Genomic DNA, 16,544 nt, shown 5'->3' with positions numbered 1-16,544 from the left:
CTAATGCTTAATTCTTGGTTAGATTTCGTATATTGAATCCAATCTCTAAATAATTACGAAAATTGTAATATTTGAGAGCTTGTAAGCTATTCCATTTTTTACCTTTGTTAATGTCCTGCTTTCTGTAACTAGCAAATAGCTATTTAAAAAGGATGTTCTGATTATCAGGTAAAGAATTAAGGAAGATGAAATGCAAGCAAGTCACATTCAGACTATCAAACGCTATGATGAGCATCGTGATGACGCAAGAGTCATAGCTAAAACAAGCCTGCCACCCCATTTACATAGCTTACAGCTTAAAGGAATTGATTCTAAAGCTCTTAATGCTTCCAAAGCATGGGAACGGATGGAAGAGCGAAAAGTAGATTGGAACTGGTCCTTAGCAACTCGATATTGCCAACTTTATCCTAAAGCTTTTGATCTATCTGTTTGGAGCAGTGATACTCTCTTATCCTTAACTTTAGGCAGACCAACGTACATGGGATCTAGTATGAGACTGGATTTTATTGAACGAAGGCCTAAACATTGTTTACATGCAGGTGATTTATTCTCTGTATCTCAGCTCGCTTATGAAACTTATGGAAGGCTTATTGGTGCTTCATATATTCGTATTGTTGAGCCAATGAACCAAAAGTTGATAAATTATTACACATCAAAGGATGGTGGCTTTGTGTTGATGCCTGCGAAGCAAGGAAATCCTCATTACTTGGTGAAACCGCTATGACTCCAGAAGAACGATTGAAGTACGCAGCAGAACAAGCCAAAAAGTCTGCGAAAGCGCTTTTTAAAGAAAAGCCTCAAGATATTCAGGAAGAGCTTGAGAAAGAATCTGTCCTAGGTAAGGTTGAAAACCTAGCAAAGCCAGATAACAAATCCGAGTAGAGGCAGTCGATCTAAATCAGATATTCATTATGATGTGGATATCTGGTTATCTCCGTTTGCTAGTCGCAACACAGTTATCCCCTCCAGAACCGGTTATGCTCACTCTGTCTGATCTTATGGAAAAGGGCTTATTCTGTGGGGCATAAACACGTAACCGATCAATATCTTGAAGCATGGAACAACCACGATGCAGAGGCTATCTTGGCGTGTTTCCATCCGGATGGGGTGTATATCGATGCCAACCTTGATGATGAAATTCCGGCCTCGTTGTTTGCGCTTCGTGCGCAAGAGTTGTTTGATTGTTTCCCGAATATGACCGTTACCATTGAGCAACGGAATGTTCAGGGGGAAGGTTTGGTGGCTTCGCCTTGGCGCCTCTCTGGGGTGCTGCCGGGAAAAGAGTTATCCGGGGTGGATATGCTTTGTATTCGGGACAATAAGTTGCAGAGTGTGCAGGTCTATTTTAACCATTCGACGGGACGGCTGTTTGCCAAAGTACCTTCCTTGCATTTGAACTATCAGCCCCATCAGTCGGATGTGAAAGAGCACGATGTGTCCGATTCGGCGGAGAAATATCGTACCTCAGGCTTAACGATGGCGGGAATGCAGTCAATACAACAAACGCTGGAAACGGCTATGGTTCGGGATAAAGTGTTTCTGCAACCGGAGTTGTCTCTATCCCGTTTGGCAGATCAACTGTCGATGTCGACTAATCACTTGTCACAAGTGGTGAACAGTCTCTATCACAAAAACTTTTACGAGTTTATCAATCATCATCGCATCGCTTTTGCGAAGCAACTGCTTGCTAAAGATCATGCTGACGATCACGCGCAACCACAAACCTCTCTGGTGCTGTCATTGGAATCCGGCTTTCGTTCGACCTCCACCTTCTATAGCGCGTTTAAAAAAGAAACCGGCTTAACGCCGTCTGAATATCGTCAAAGGTTGATCATGGCTGATGAGACTGAATGTTAAAAACCACTCTGGTTTGCTGATGTGTCCGGCTCTATAGAGTCGGACGATTCTTCCGTATTGCCTTCATACACTCATGGTTCAAAAGTTAACTTGAGGAGGGCGAGATGAACGCACAACTTCAGCAATGGAAATCTCAGGGGCAGTTCTTTGAGTATCTTGGGTATAAGGTGTTTTATCGGGACGATGGTTCAGCCGAAAAGCCCTGTGTGATTTGTATTCATGGCTTTCCCACATCCAGTTGGGATTGGCACCATATCTGGCCGGAACTATCGAAACACTATCGCCTGATTGCTTTGGATCAGCTGGGATTTGGTTTTTCAGATAAACCTAAACAGGGTGAGTATAGTGTGATGGTTCAGGCGGACATAGTGGAAGCCTTACTGCAGAGCCTGGGTGTTGTGGAATACCACGTGATTGCTCATGACTTTGGCACTTTGGTGGCTCAGGAGCTATTGGATCGGGGAAATCATCCGGAGCAGGCCACAGGTAAAGCACCTTATTTGCTGAGTTTGTTTGCAATGAGTGGTTCCATTTTTCCTGAGCTTTCGAACCCAAGGCTCATCCAGAAACTGCTGATCTCGAGGGTAGGTTTTCTAATTTCTTTGATGTTTAATCAGAAGAAGTTTGATCGAAGCATGCTGCGGGTATTCTCGCAAACCTCGAAAAGCCAATTAACGGAGCCCGGTATTCGTCAACTACTGAACAGTTATTGGCAGTTACTGCTTCTGCAAAACGGCAACAAACAACTGCACCAGTTGAATTTCTTCTTGAAAGATCGTCAGATGCACGGAGAGCGATGGGCCAGAGCCTGGCAAGAGACGGATGTGCCGATTCGTTATGTGGTCGGAGAGGCTGACCCCATGTATGGCCATGACGTCTTCCAGAGGTTAAAAGACTTATCCAATACCCAAGATCTTCACTCGATCTCTGACGTTGGGCACTTTCCTCATATAGAATCACCTCAGCAGGTGTTAAAGCTGTTCAACGCCTTTATTTCTTGAAAAAGTGTTTCTTGAAATAGCATTTCTTGAAAACGTAATTCCTGAAAAGCTCTATTCCACAGGAGGCCTGATTTTCAGTCCTCCCCTGAACTCTCCATCTTCTTCAACCGTTTACTTAGTGCGGGCTGGGATATTCCAATTAGTGAGCAGGCGATGGATTGATTGCCTTCTGCGCGGCGCATGGCTTCCTGAGCCAGTAGGTCTGAGACTTCTGACATCTGTGGCAAAGGCTCATCCGGATTGAACACATTTTGTGTGGTGTTTTCTGTGGATGAAACCGTCGGCATAGCCCCGTCGCTGGTAGCGTCGATGGCTTTTTTGAAGGCGTTCATCGAGAGCATTCGGGATTTGTGAAGGCTCATGGCGTCAAAGGCCATGGCGCGCAGTTCCCTCACATTCCCTGGGAAGTTGTAGTTCTTCAGTAATACCAGCAGTTCTTTGGGGATGCTGGGTTTGTTCTTTTCCAGTTCGTTCGCCGCTTCGTTGAGAAAGTGTTCAAGCAGTAATGGGATGTCGTCTTGGCGTTGGCGCAGCGCCGGGATTTCTACATGGTGGGTTCGCAATCGGTAGTAGAGGTCTTTGCGGAATTCGCCGTTGGCTTGTTTGTCGGTGAGGTTTTGATGGGTGGCGACCACTACGCGAGCGGACAGCGTTTTCGGTTTGTCGCTGCCCAGTGGGAAGTAATCGCCTTCCTGTAACAGTCTGAGCAGTTTGACCTGGGAGGCCATGCTCAAATCACCGATTTCATCGAGAAACAGGGTGCCGCCAGCGGCTTGTTCAATTAAGCCGGGTCTTGCTCGATCGGCACCGGTGAAGGCGCCTTTCTGATGTCCAAACAAGGTGTCTGAGAAAACATTGTCGTCGAGTCCGGCCACATTGACGGTAATCAGTGGGCCGGTTTGTTTACTGAGTGCATGGGCGGCTTTGGCAAACAGTTCTTTACCGACGCCACTTTCCCCGGTGATCAACAGGGGTTGTTGGCTGGCGGCGATGGATTCGAGATATTGAAACACCGAGCGCATACCTTTGTCGGTGGTGATGATGTTTTCAAAAACCTCCGGGTTCTCAAGGGTGTTGTTGAGTACCCGTTTGCTGAGTTCCTGATTCTCGTGTTTCAGCTCTAAGACTTGAATCGCACGATTGATGCCTTCCACCAAACGGTCTTCTTCGGTGGTTTTGACGAAGTAATCAAAGGCTCCGAGATGAAGACAATCCACCGCTGTTTTCACCTGATTTAAGCCGCTTAAAATGATCACGCTGATTTCCGGGTATTGTTCGGTGATCTGTTCAAGCAGTTGATCGCCAGAGATATGGGGCATGGTGAGATCCAGAATCACCAGGCCGATGTGTTCCCGTTTAAGAATGTCCATGACCATGCGGCTGTCTTCACATCGATGAAGATTATTAATGCCGCTGCGGCGTTCCAACATCATGCTTAGGCTTCGAAGAAACGGGGCTTCGTCGTCAACCAGCAATACGCCAAAGGAAGGAAAGGTGTTCTTGGTCATGGTGCGTTTACTGCCTGTTTGGCTATCTAATAAATTAATGAGCGGAAATGCTATTCAATGGGTAAGGATAGAGTAACGGTGGTGCCTTCGCCGCTTTTCGAGTTGAAGGTTAACGTACCTCCGTGCTCGCGAACAATCCCGGAGGAGACGGAAAGCCCCAAACCCGTGCCGCCGGTTTCCCGTTTGGTGGTAAAAAACGGATCACTCAAGGACGAGAGGTTCTCGGGTGGGATGCCACAGCCCTGATCGATCACCTTTAACACCAGTTGTTGAGTGCTTTCCCGGTAATAGGTTTTGAGTTCGATCTTTTGGGATTTGTCGTCCAATGCCTGACAGGCATTCACCAGTAAATTAATGATGACTTGTTCGATGCGTTGGGCATTGCCTTTGAAGGTCGGCAGGTTATGGCCCAGTTCGGCATGAAAACTTTCGGTGGATTTTCGCAGGGTATTATCCACCAGACGAATCGCCGCCGTGGTAATGGCGTTTAAGTCCACTTCTTCTTTGATGCGGGAGGTGTCTTGGCGTGAGAAGTCGCCCAGATCATCGACAATGCGTTTGATGCGCTCCACGCCTGCGAACATTTCATCGAGCATGGCTGGTATTTCTTCTCGCATTCGTGAGTAGTTTAGGCCGCCCAACTCAAAGTCGCCGTGGGTTTGGTAGTGCTCTTCCAGTACGGTGAGGGCGTCCTGATAGGAATCCCGAAGGATAGGAATGTTGAGCATCAACAGGCCACAGGGGTTGTTAATCTCATGCGCCACGCCGGAGACCAGAATACCTAACGAGGTCATTTTATCGGCCTGAATGAGTTGTTGTTGGCGCAGTTCCAGCTCTTTACTGCGGCGTTCTACTTCTCTGGCTAGGGCGCGGTTCCAAAACACAATAGCGAGAATAACGAGTGAAATGACGATGGCGGCGGTGCCGAATTTACGCCAGGGGAATTTCTGTTCTTCCAATGGCCCCAGCCACTTATCGTAGATCTCCTGATAACGTCCGGTATTTTTGAGAATGGCTAAGCCTTCACTGAATTGGGCCAGTAAGGATTCATTGCCCTTTTTCACTGCGTATCCGTATTTTTGCGCTTCGAAGGCTTTACCGGAAAGGACGATGTCTGAAATGCCCAGCTTTTGGCTGAGGTACAAACTGGGGAGGTTAGCGACCAAGGCGTAATCGTGTTTGCCTGAGGCCAATAACCGAATGGCATCGGCGTGAGTATCTACCAATACTAATTCCGCGCCGATGTTATGGTCCAACAAATAGTCGTGCATTACCCCTTGGCGTTGCACAACCACCGACTTGCCGTTGAGGTCGGAAATATCATCAATTACCGGGTTACCTTTACGAGTAAAAATGGATTGATGAACATAGGCGTGCGCTGGTGAGAAAGTGTACTTCTGGGCGCGCTCGTCGGTGTAGGAAATGCCTTGCAGAATATCGACGTCGCCACGTTCCAATGCATCGCGCATCGCGCCCCAGTCGCCTAATTGAAAGTTCACCTTGATGCCCATCACTTCGGCGATGGCTTGAGTCAGTTCTACGTTATAACCCGCAGGGTTGCCATCGGGGTCGAGAGATTCATAGGGTGGATAATTGAGATCACCGCCCACCTGAATCACTTTATTGGGGTCTTGCAGATTGGCGTGTGTGATCCCGGAAACAGTGTACATGGCCATAAGGACCGCGCAGAAACGCAACTTCGAAAAAATCCGTTCAGCAAATCTCCACCATACAATGGACTGACGCGAAACCTTAGTCATGGCTGGCGATGCTCTTCGGCGTTTGACTGGTTGTGACGACTTCAAACCTGGCCTGTAAGGCTTGCCACAGTTTCTCCGAACTTGGCGAGAGAGGGCGATCACAGCGATACAACCAGATATCCAACGGTGCCTGCCAGGTGTTATCACCGCAGATCATCAGGTGGCCTTGTTCCAGTTCCCGTTTCACCGAATAGGCGGGTACCCAAGCGATCCCTAAGCCTTGCATCGCCATCATTTTGAGGCTGTCGGCCATCGGTGATTCAAAGGTCTTTTTCAACGAGGTGGTGTGTTGGCTTAGCAGCCGTTTGACCTGCCGCCCAAGAAAGATATCTTCCGGATAGGCGAGATAGGGAAGTGCTTCGGTGAGAACGTTGCCTTCAGAGTCGTTTGCTTGCTTTAAGCTGTTTAGTGAATAGAGAGGCTGGCCGTTGTCGTTGGGAATGGATACCGGAACCAGAGATTCGGTTGCGAGCGTAAAGCCGGTGAAACGATCCGATTCCACATGTTGCCCGCCATACGCGATCAGAAAATCACAGATGCCGTTCTTTAATGCCTGAAAACTGTCATCGACATTAGCGACCAGTTGTCGCGTATGGGTGTTACTCAATTCCGCCTGTAAGGACTGAATAAAGCTCGGGAAGAAGGACAACGACAAAGTGTGCGACACCGCAAAATCCACCACTTGATGTCGAGCTGCCAGAGCCTGAATGTGCTCGATGCTCGACTTGAGTTGATCCAGCGTGTTGCTGGCGGTGATCTTAAACAACTGACCTTCGGCGGTGAGTTGAATCGGGGTGTGATTGCGATCCACAAGATGACAACCGACGGCGGTTTCCAAGGCTCGAATTCGTCGACTAAAGGCCGGTTGGGTGACGTGCCTTGCTTCTGCGGCTTTGGAAAAGCTTTGGGTCGCCGCCAGAGAGAGAAAGTCTTCCAGCCATTTAGTTTCGATGTTCATGGTCTTGTTTACTGCTCGATTGTTTTTGTTATGACAACTCAATTCTAAACCAAATTCCCACACTGCCTATCAATTCTTGGGCGTATGCATTTAAAGAATAGCTCATGTTGTTTGGGTATGGGATTTCTATCATATTGATTTTATTGGACTTAATTGGTGATGTTACAAGGCTATGCGTTTTGCGTATGGCGGGTGTTGTTTTGGCATTGGTAGCCGTGACGCGTGGTTTTTATGTTGAGAGCTATTCGTAAACCAGCAGAGCAGATCTCAAGATGAACAATCGATTCAACACATCCCTGAACTCCGACAGCAGAACCAGCATGCGTCATCCCGTAGGTGGCAAGATGTATGACCAGGTATGCGATAAAGTGGGCATATTAGGCGGCATGGGGCCAATGGCGACGGTGGACTTCATCCAAAAAATCATCTCAAAGACGCCGGCGCAAAGTGATCAGGATCATATCCCGTTGTTGATTCATTCTGTGCCGCAGATTCCCGATCGAACCGCCTGTTTGATGGAGGGCGCGGCATCGCCATTGCCAGCCCTAAAAATGGGTTTGGATACCTTAGTGCAAGGTGGAGCCGGCTGTATCGCCATTCCCTGCAACACCGCCCATTACTGGCATGAAGCCTTAGCCAAAGAAACGCACATTCAATTGCTGCACATTGCCAAGGTCTGTGCTGAGCGCATTGCCCAAGATTCGGCTGTCCGTGGGGTAGTCCGTGGGGTAGGGGTGCGTCGGGTGGGTCTGTTAGCCACTGACGGAACGCTCAAGGCGGGATTCTATGAGCGGGAATTAGCGCATTACGGCTTGGAATGTATGCTGCCTGAGTCCGGAACCCAGTCTTCGGTGATGGACGGCATTTATCTGGTGAAATCCGGTAAGGTCAACGAAGGCGCGGCGCTCTTGGAATTGGCGATGCAACGCATGTTGGATAACGGCGCGGAGCGGGTGATTTTAGGGTGTACCGAGATTCCATTGGCGCTGGAGTCGATCCATTCCCCGTTATTGCCGTTGGCGGTGGATGCCACCGGCGCACTGGCGGATGCCTGTGTGGCTTGGTATCTGAATCGGAGTGAGCGCTTGGTGGCATAATCATTTCTTACCTTTAAGTAATGACCCTTGTTTGTTTGGCGCTTCTTCTAAGCGCCTTTTTTATGCCTGCCTGTTTGGTTTTTTCTGTATTGCTTCCTGAGTCTTTGCTGTCGTATGTCTTCTTTTTTGTTCATCCGAAACTGCGCTCTCAAAGGGGTATAACCTGGAGAAAGGTTATAACTTGTGTGGTTATAGGCTAACTGTCTGAATTTATTGGATAAAGCGTGTTTATAGACGGCTTTTTTGATGATTCTTTGTCTGTAGGTTATACCCCTTTGGACTCGAACGTACCCTTCAGTCAATCAATAAAACTCTTTTTAAAACAGTCTGTTAAGACGAATTCTCGTGTTTGGCACTCATATTGCGATTGTTATGGACGGTTTGACTGTTTTCAACAGATAAATAGTCAACAGACAAATAAACAGCAGACCGAAAAACAACAGCAGTTAATGCCCTTGGTTATTAAAAATAAAGATTAGGTGCCGAGTGATGAGTACGACATACGCGATGAACATGACATCTCCCTTCCGTAAGGAAAAAGATTTACTGGGCGAAGCCCTGGTGCCAGGGGAGGCGTATTACGGTATTCAAACCCATCGTGCGACGCAGAACTTCGATTTGAGTGGTGTGCGACTCAGTCATTTCCCACAGCTCGTGCGTGCCTTAGCTATGGTCAAACTGGCGGCGGCCAGAGCCAATAATCAACTGGGCTTGTTGGCCGAGTCGAAAACCAAGGCCATTGAAGCGGCGGTTGCCAAACTGTTGGAAGGTTACTGCCATGATCAGTTTGTGGTCGACATGGTGCAGGGTGGCGCAGGGACCTCGACCAACATGAATGCCAATGAAGTCATTGCCAATATCGCGTTGGAGCATCTGGGCTATCCAAAAGGGGAGTATCAACATCTGCATCCAAACAACGATGTGAATATGTCCCAATCCACCAATGATGCCTATCCCACCGCCGTTCGTTTGTCGATCTTGTTGAGTCACGGCGATTTGGTAAATGCCCTGGCGTCGTTACAACAAGCCTTTTTGAAGAAAGCCGACGAGTTTAACCACATTTTAAAAATGGGCCGTACCCAGTTGCAGGATGCGGTGCCAATGACCTTGGGTCAGGAATTCAATTCCTTCGCCACGACCTTAGGCGAAGACATTGATCGTGTCGCCGGTTTAACCGAGCTGTTGAAAGAAGTGAATCTCGGCGGCACCGCCATCGGTACCGGAATTAACACCGACCCGGAATACGCCAAGTTGGCGGTTGATCAGCTGTCTGCAATCAGTGGCATTCAATTCAAGTCTGCGACGGACTTAGTGGAAGCCAGCTCCGACATGGGCGCGTTTGTATTGTTCTCATCGATGTTGAAACGTCTGGCGGTGAAGCTCTCCAAAATTTCCAACGATTTGCGTTTATTGAGCATGGGTCCGCGTTGTGGTCTGAACGAAATTAATCTGCCAGCGCAACAACCGGGCAGTTCGATCATGCCGGGCAAGATTAATCCGGTGATTCCGGAAGCGGTGAATCAGGTGGCTTATCAGGTGATCGGCAATGATCTGGCGGTGACCATGGCGGCGGAAGCCGGGCAATTGCAGTTGAATGCGATGGAGCCATTGATTGCGTACAACGTGCTGGAATCCATCCGCATGTTATCCCGTGCCATGCACATGCTGGAAACCCGCTGCATCACTGGCATTACTGCCAACGAAGAGCATTGTCAGAGCATGGTCGATCAGAGCATCGGCAGTATCACGGCGGTGAGTCCGTACATCGGTTATGAAAACGCCACCCGAATTGCAAAAGAAGCCTTGGCCAGTGGTCGAGGCGTATTGGAGCTGATTCGTGAGGAAGAGCTGTTACAACCCGACGTGCTCGATGAAATTTTAAAACCCGAAAACATGATCAGACCTCAGCGCTGGTTGCGCTGAGGCTGATTGTTTTTAAAGAACGGTTTTTGAAATGCGGTTGTATTCAAAACACAACCGCCTCTATAACCCAAATGGTTGAACAAATTCAAATAACTCTTTGAGTGATCTGGCAGTCCCTAACATAACGGTCTTCAAAATAGCTGTTTTGAAAAACGATTTTGAAAAACTGTCCTGAAAGACTGTGCTGAAAAAAGCGGCGTCCAACACCGCTGCAGAGAGTATTTGAACTTGTTCAATGAATTACACCAACCCACTACAACAACTATAGGGTGATGTTATGCAACCATCATTGACTAATGAAAGTAACAAGGGAATTTGGGGCCAAATGGCTCTATGGAAAAAGATCCTGATTGGGATGACGCTCGGTATCATTGTTGGTGCCATTTTTGGCCACGATGCGGAAGTGTTGAAACCTATCGGTACCCTGTTTATTCACGCGATCAAGATGTTGATTGTTCCCCTGGTTTTCTGCTCGTTGATTGTGGGCGTGACTTCCATGCAGGACACCCGGAAGATGGGCCGGATTGGTTTGAAGTCGGTGTTCATTTATCTCGGTACCACAGCCGTGGCAATCACCATTGGTATGGTGTTGGCGACTATGCTGACGCCGGGCGAAGGGTTGAACATGGTGGCCAGTGCCGCTGCGGATGAAGGCAAAAGTGCCCCGTCGCTGGTGGACACCATCATCAGTCTGGTACCTAAGAACCCGGTAGACGCGCTTGCGGCGGGTAACATCCTACAGATCATCGTCTTTGCTTTGGGTCTGGGTATTTCCTTTAACCTGGTGGGTGAAAAAGCCAAACCAGCGGTCGCTGTCTTTGAAAGCCTGGCGGAAGCCATGTACAAGCTGACTGAGCTTGTTATGAAGTTCGCTCCTTACGGTATCTTCGGTCTGATGGCTTGGGTATCCGGTAAGTACGGTTTGGACATCCTTATGCCGTTGATCAAAGTGATTGCGGTGGCGTACATCGGCAGTATCATTCATGTGGTGGTTGTGTACAGTGGCATGATCAGTATTTTTGCGAAATTGAATCCGATTCGTTATCTGAAAGCCTTGGTTAACCCTGCGGCGGTTGCCTTCACTACGACCAGCAGTTCAGGTACTTTGCCTGCGACCATCAAATGCGCTCGTGAAGAAATGGGCGTTTCCAAAGGCATTTCAAGTTTTGTTCTTCCATTAGGCGCGACCATCAATATGGACGGTACTGCGTTGTATCAGGGTGTGACGGCGTTGTTTGTGGCTCAGGCGTTTGGTGTGGATCTGGGCATGGCGGAATACGTCACCATCATTATTACCGCGACTTTGGCGTCGATTGGTACGGCGGGAGTCCCGGGCGCTGGTTTGATCATGTTGTCGCTTGTTTTGACCACCGTTGGTTTACCGCTGGAAGGCTTGGCGATCATTGCCGGTATCGACCGAATTCTTGATATGGCGCGTACCAGTGTCAACGTCTGTGGTGACCTGATGGTATCTGTGTTGGTTGGCAAGACTGAAAACGAGCTGGACACAGCGGTGTATAACAAAGAAGCGACGGCTTCACCTGCCTTTGAAGTGCAGGGACGTCAGACCTCTTACTCAAACGCCGACGCAAGTTAATTGGTTTTTGAATGACGGTTGGTTCCATCCCTTTAAATGACCGTCTGCCGCGCCTGCAATGGGCGCGGCGCTCTTCGAGACTGATTAAAAACAACAACACTAAATAACCAAACTGTTTACGAAACAAAAGCGCTTTAAAAGTTACGTTAGAAACGCTTTAGAAAAGAATGTCCAGAGACCTTTGCTTGAATAACCACGCGATGATCAACGCGTTTGTTGGCGTCTGTCGTGATGTTAGTCGCAGTGCTTGTCGTGATGTCAGTCGCGTTCCCAGAAGTGTCTCTTCAAACAATAAGTAATGACTTCAACCAGTAAGATTCCTTAGGAGAAGTAGTCGATGCTAGATGATACAGATCCGGTCGAAACGCGAGAGTGGTTAGATTCCTTAGAGTCGGTTATGGAAACGCAGGGCATCAATCGCTCTAGCTATCTGCTTACCCGACTGTCCGAGCGTGCAACGCGTGAAGGCACCCAGTTACCGTATTCAATCACCACGCCCTATCGCAACACCATTCCGGTCAGCAAAGAAGCGCCAATGCCGGGCGATTTATTTATGGAGCGACGCATTCGTTCTTTGATTCGTTGGAATGCCTTGGCAATGGTGATTCGAGCCAATCAGCGACCGGGTGATCTGGGCGGACACATCTCGACCTTTTCCTCCATTGCGACCTTATACGATGTCGGCTTTAACTACTTCTTCCACGCCGGTGATGAAACCCGTGATGCGGATTTGGTGTATATCCAGGGGCATACGGCACCGGGTATTTATGCGCGTTCCTTCCTCGAAGGACGGATCAGTGAAGAGCAAATGGATAACTTCCGCAGCGAAGTGGATGGCAATGGTTTGTCGTCGTATCCACACCCTTGGTTGATGCCGGACTATTGGCAGTTCCCGACGGTTTCCATGGGCTTGGGGCCTCTGCAGGCAATCTATCAAGCACATGTCATGAAATACATGGAAAGCCGCGAACTGACCAATACCTCGGATCGTAAAGTGTGGTGTTTTGTTGGCGATGGTGAGACGGACGAGCCGGAAACCTTGGGTTCCATTGCTTTGGCCGGTCGTGAAAAACTCGATAACCTGATTTTCGTGGTGAACTGTAACTTGCAGCGCCTGGATGGCCCGGTACGTGGTAACGGCAAGATCATTCAGGAACTGGAAGGCGTTTTCCGTGGCGCTGGTTGGAACGTGATCAAGGTAGTCTGGGGGCGTCGTTGGGACCCGCTGTTCGAGCAAGACAAAAACGGCGCCATGCAGAAAGCGATGGACGCTGTGGTTGATGGCGAATTGCAGAACCTTAAGAGCAATGGCCCAGACTATATCCGCAAACATTTCTTCGGCAGTGACCCGGAATTAGCCAAGTTGACCGAAGACTTAACCGATGAAGACATCGCGCAATTGAATCGCGGTGGTCACGATCCATATAAAGTCTATGCGGCGTACCAGGCTGCGACCAAACACAAAGGCCAGCCGACGGTGATTCTGGCCCACACCATTAAAGGTTATGGTTTCGGTTCGGCCGGTGAAGCGCAAAACACGACCCATTCGTTGAAGAAGCTGGATCAGGATACGCTCAAGTCGTTCCGTAACCGTTTTGGTATTCCATTAAGCGATGAACAGCTGAAAGATGTGCCTTACTATCGTCCGGCGGAAGACAGCCCGGAAATGCTGTACATGAATAAACGCCGGCAGCAGTTGGGCGGTTTCTATCCAAGTCGTCGTGCGAAAAGTCAGCCATTAACCGTGCCGGAACTGGCTGCCTTTGAAGGTCAGTTGAAAGGTTCGGGCGAACGCGAAATTTCCACCACCATGGCGTTTGTGCGTTTGTTGTCGTCGCTTACTAAAGACAAACGCATTGGTAAACGGATTGTACCGATCGTGCCGGACGAAGCCCGTACCTTCGGGATGGAAGGCATGTTCCGTCAGCTCGGTATTTATACCGCTGAAGGTCAGAAGTACGTGCCACACGATCGTGATCAGATGATGTATTACCGTGAGGACAAGCAAGGCCAGATTCTCGAAGAGGGCATCAACGAAGCCGGTGCGATGTCGGCGTGGGCGGCCTGTGCTACCTCTTACAGCACTCATGATTATCCATTAGTGCCGTTTTATATCTTCTATTCGATGTTCGGTTTCCAACGCGTGGGCGACTTGGCCTGGGCAGCGGGCGATATGCAGGCGCGCGGTTTCCTAATGGGTGGCACCGCCGGACGTACCACCTTGAACGGTGAAGGCTTACAGCATCAGGACGGCCACAGTCATATTCTGGCGGGCACAATTCCGAACTGTGTGGCCTATGATCCGGCTTACGCTTACGAATTAGCGGTGATCATTCAGGACGGCCTGCGTCGTATGTACGGTGAGAACGAAAACATTTTCTATTACCTCACCATCATGAATGAAAACTATCGTCAGCCGGAAATGCCTGAAGGCGTTGAAGACGGCATCATCAAAGGTATGTATCTGTTTGAGTCGGTGGACGCGGAAGTAGAGGCAGAAGACAAAGGTGAATTCGGCCTGAGAGTTCAACTGCTGGGCTCTGGCGCGATCCTCAATGAAGTTCGTGCTGCCGCGCAGTTACTGAAAGATGACTTCGGCATCAGCTCGGATGTATGGAGTGTCACCAGCTTTAATGAATTAGCGCGTGATGGTCAGCACGTTCGACGTTGGAATCTTCTGCATTTAGATGAAGCGCCAAAAGAGGCTTACGTCACTTCATGTCTGAAAGATCAGCAAGGGCCGGTGATTGCGTCCAGTGATTACATCAAGCTCTATGGTGAGCAAATTCGCGCTTATGTACCGACCGACTTTACGGTGCTAGGTACCGATGGCTTTGGCCGAAGCGATACTCGCCAGAAGTTGCGTCGTTTCTTCGAAGTGGATCGTCATTACGTGGCGGTTGCTGCGTTGGAAGCGCTGGCCAATCGCAATGACATCGATAAGTCGGTGGTGCTCGATGCCATGCGTAAATACGACATTGACCGAAACTTACCAAACCCGGCGCGCCGCTAGGTTACGTGATCAATATAAGGAGCTTGATATGAGTAGTGTTGAACTCAGAGTCCCTGACATTGGTGGCGGAGCCGATGTTGAGGTCATTGAAATCAGTGTGGCAGTGGACGATCGAGTTGAGGTCGACGATGCGGTGATTGTGTTGGAAACCGATAAGGCCACGATGGAAATTCCTGCCACGGATGCAGGCGTAGTGATGAGTATGAATCTGGCGGTGGGGGATAAGGTCTCCGAAGGCGATTTGATTCTCACCTTGGAAGTGGAAGCCGATGCGAGTGCTGGAGGCTATTCTCAGTCTGGAGTTTCAGAGCCTGTGGTTGATCAAAGGGATGAAGCCCCAGTCGTTACTGATGCTCCGTCATCATCTTCGAACATAACGGTACGTGTGCCGGATTTGGGTGGCGCGGCGAAGGTCAGTATTATTGAAGTCGCTGTGTCAGAAGGAGATTCGGTTTCTGAAGATGACTATTTAATTGTGGTGGAAACCGACAAGGCATCGATGGAAATTCCGTCGCCGTCGGCAGGCACTATCGCTAAGTTGTTTGCCAAGGTCGGTGACGAGTTGAACGAAGGCGACCCGATTGCCGAGTTAATGGTTGTTGGTGGTGTTGCTAAATCAGCGGCTATTAAAGATGCGAACAGTGAACCTCGCTTTGAAGCCGCCACTTCAGAAAAATCTGCTCCGGTTTCTCAACAGACAGTGATTCAACAGACAATGATTCAACAGACGCGGGCATCCACTGCGTCAGTGAATACGCCATCGCTAACCAACGCTGTGGCTGAAAAAGCCGCCACTGAGTTGAATCAGTCGTCGGGCAAAGTTCATGCTGGCCCAGCGGCGCGTAAGATTGCTCGTGAACTGGGTGTCGATTTGACCTTGGTAAAAGGCTCTGGGCCAAAACAACGCATCGTCAAAGACGACGTTCAGGCGTTCGTAAAAGCTCAGATGCAGAAAGCGCAAAGCGGCGCCTCGAATGTGGTTGCTGGTTCCGGTATCCCTGCGATCAAGTTACCTGACTTTAGTCAGTTCGGTGCGGTCGAACGTCAACCCATGAGCCGTATCCATAAGATCACCGCTTCGAATATGTCTGCCAATTGGCTGAACATTCCGCATGTAACCCAGTTCGATGAGGCGGACATCACCGAGCTGGAAGCCTTCAGAAAACAACAGAAGAAGATGGCGGAACTGCGTAACGTCAAACTGACGCCGTTGCCATTCATTCTGAAAGCCTGTGCGTATGCTTTGGCGCAATACCCTCAGTTCAATGTTTCATTGGATATGGAGAAAGAGGAATTTATCCAAAAATCCTACATCCATATTGGTTTTGCCGTGGATACGCCGGACGGTTTGGTGGTGCCGGTGATCCGCGATGTGGATCAGAAAGGCATTTGGCAACTCGCTGAAGAGTGTATGGCGCTGGCCAAAAAAGCCAAAGACAAGAAGTTATTGCCGTCCGATATGCAGGGCGGTTGTTTTACCATTTCCAGTTTGGGCAGTGTTGGAGGAACAGCCTTCACTCCCATCGTAAACGCTCCCGAAGTCGCAATTTTAGGGGTATCTAAAGCTGCGATGAAGCCGGTTTACGATGGCGAAGGTTTTGTTCCTCGCTTAATCCTGCCGTTGTCACTGTCTTACGACCACAGAGCCGTAAACGGTGCCGATGGCGCTCGATTTACCTCACTGTTAAGTGAGCTGCTGGGTGACATTCGTAACCTGGTTTTATAGATCTTCCTCCGTTATGTGTCAGGGGGTATCCTGGCACATAACCTTTTTTTATCTTCTTGGTTGTTTGGGAAAGGCGAGCCTCATTCTGAGGTTTGCTCCCATCA

Annotated in this window: 12 protein-coding genes; 9 read left to right on the top strand and 3 right to left on the bottom strand. The window is 49.2% G+C overall.

The window, feature by feature from the left end:
* Positions 1-190: 190 nt before the first annotated feature.
* The 4 genes from QQL66_RS16800 (at position 191) to QQL66_RS16785 (ending at position 2,858) form a co-directional block, all read left to right on the top strand.
* Positions 191-724, top strand: a complete 534-nt coding sequence (locus tag QQL66_RS16800) for a hypothetical protein (protein WP_284382994.1) — start codon at positions 191-193, stop codon at positions 722-724.
* Positions 721-882: a hypothetical protein gene (locus tag QQL66_RS16795; RefSeq protein WP_284382993.1), complete on the top strand. Its 162-nt coding sequence runs from the start codon at positions 721-723 to the stop codon at positions 880-882. Before QQL66_RS16800 ends, QQL66_RS16795 begins: the two co-directional genes overlap by 4 nt.
* A 135-nt stretch (positions 883-1,017) precedes the next feature.
* Entirely contained in the window at positions 1,018-1,857 is an 840-nt protein-coding gene (locus QQL66_RS16790) for a nuclear transport factor 2 family protein (protein WP_284382992.1), read from the top strand.
* A 104-nt stretch (positions 1,858-1,961) separates the two neighbouring features.
* Positions 1,962-2,858, top strand: coding sequence for an alpha/beta fold hydrolase (locus tag QQL66_RS16785; RefSeq protein ID WP_284382989.1), 897 nt, complete (start codon positions 1,962-1,964; stop codon positions 2,856-2,858).
* 74 nt (positions 2,859-2,932) lie between these two features.
* Here the strand turns inward: QQL66_RS16785 and QQL66_RS16780 are convergent, their stop codons facing one another.
* Genes QQL66_RS16780 through QQL66_RS16770 form a run of 3 tightly spaced genes read right to left on the bottom strand, consistent with a single transcriptional unit; the run spans position 2,933 to position 7,084 of the window.
* Entirely contained in the window at positions 2,933-4,366 is a 1,434-nt protein-coding gene (locus QQL66_RS16780; RefSeq protein WP_284382987.1) for a sigma-54-dependent transcriptional regulator, read from the bottom strand.
* Positions 4,367-4,416: 50 nt separating this feature from the next.
* Positions 4,417-6,126 (bottom strand): transporter substrate-binding domain-containing protein, encoded by a 1,710-nt coding sequence (locus QQL66_RS16775; RefSeq protein ID WP_284382985.1) that lies wholly within the window; start codon positions 6,124-6,126, stop codon positions 4,417-4,419.
* Complete coding sequence (locus QQL66_RS16770; protein WP_284382984.1) at positions 6,119-7,084, bottom strand: LysR substrate-binding domain-containing protein; 966 nt, start codon at positions 7,082-7,084, stop codon at positions 6,119-6,121. The genes QQL66_RS16775 and QQL66_RS16770 overlap by 8 nt, the downstream gene beginning before the upstream one ends.
* Positions 7,085-7,356: 272 nt before the next feature.
* Here QQL66_RS16770 and cuyB point away from each other — a divergent pair, with 272 nt between their 5' ends.
* From cuyB to aceF, 5 genes are all read left to right on the top strand, one after another.
* Entirely contained in the window at positions 7,357-8,181 is an 825-nt protein-coding gene (gene cuyB, locus QQL66_RS16765) for a cysteate racemase (protein ID WP_284382983.1), read from the top strand.
* A gap of 489 nt (positions 8,182-8,670) precedes the next feature.
* Complete coding sequence (locus tag QQL66_RS16760; protein WP_284382981.1) at positions 8,671-10,104, top strand: aspartate ammonia-lyase; 1,434 nt, start codon at positions 8,671-8,673, stop codon at positions 10,102-10,104.
* Positions 10,105-10,381: 277 nt separating this feature from the next.
* The gene (locus QQL66_RS16755) at positions 10,382-11,701 is read left to right on the top strand and encodes a dicarboxylate/amino acid:cation symporter (protein ID WP_284382979.1); all 1,320 of its coding nucleotides are present in this window, start codon (positions 10,382-10,384) and stop codon (positions 11,699-11,701) included.
* Between the two features lie 337 nt (positions 11,702-12,038).
* Positions 12,039-14,714, top strand: a complete 2,676-nt coding sequence (gene aceE, locus QQL66_RS16750; protein ID WP_284382978.1) for a pyruvate dehydrogenase (acetyl-transferring), homodimeric type — start codon at positions 12,039-12,041, stop codon at positions 14,712-14,714.
* A 28-nt stretch (positions 14,715-14,742) separates the two neighbouring features.
* Entirely contained in the window at positions 14,743-16,440 is a 1,698-nt protein-coding gene (gene aceF / locus QQL66_RS16745) for a dihydrolipoyllysine-residue acetyltransferase (protein WP_284382976.1), read from the top strand.
* Positions 16,441-16,544: the final 104 nt, after the last annotated feature.

Origin of the sequence: Litoribrevibacter albus (genome assembly GCF_030159995.1) — a bacterium.
Taxonomy (GTDB): domain Bacteria; phylum Pseudomonadota; class Gammaproteobacteria; order Pseudomonadales; family Litoribrevibacteraceae; genus Litoribrevibacter; species Litoribrevibacter albus.
Note: the sequence above shows the minus strand (reverse complement) of the source record. Positions and strands in the feature narration are given on the sequence as shown.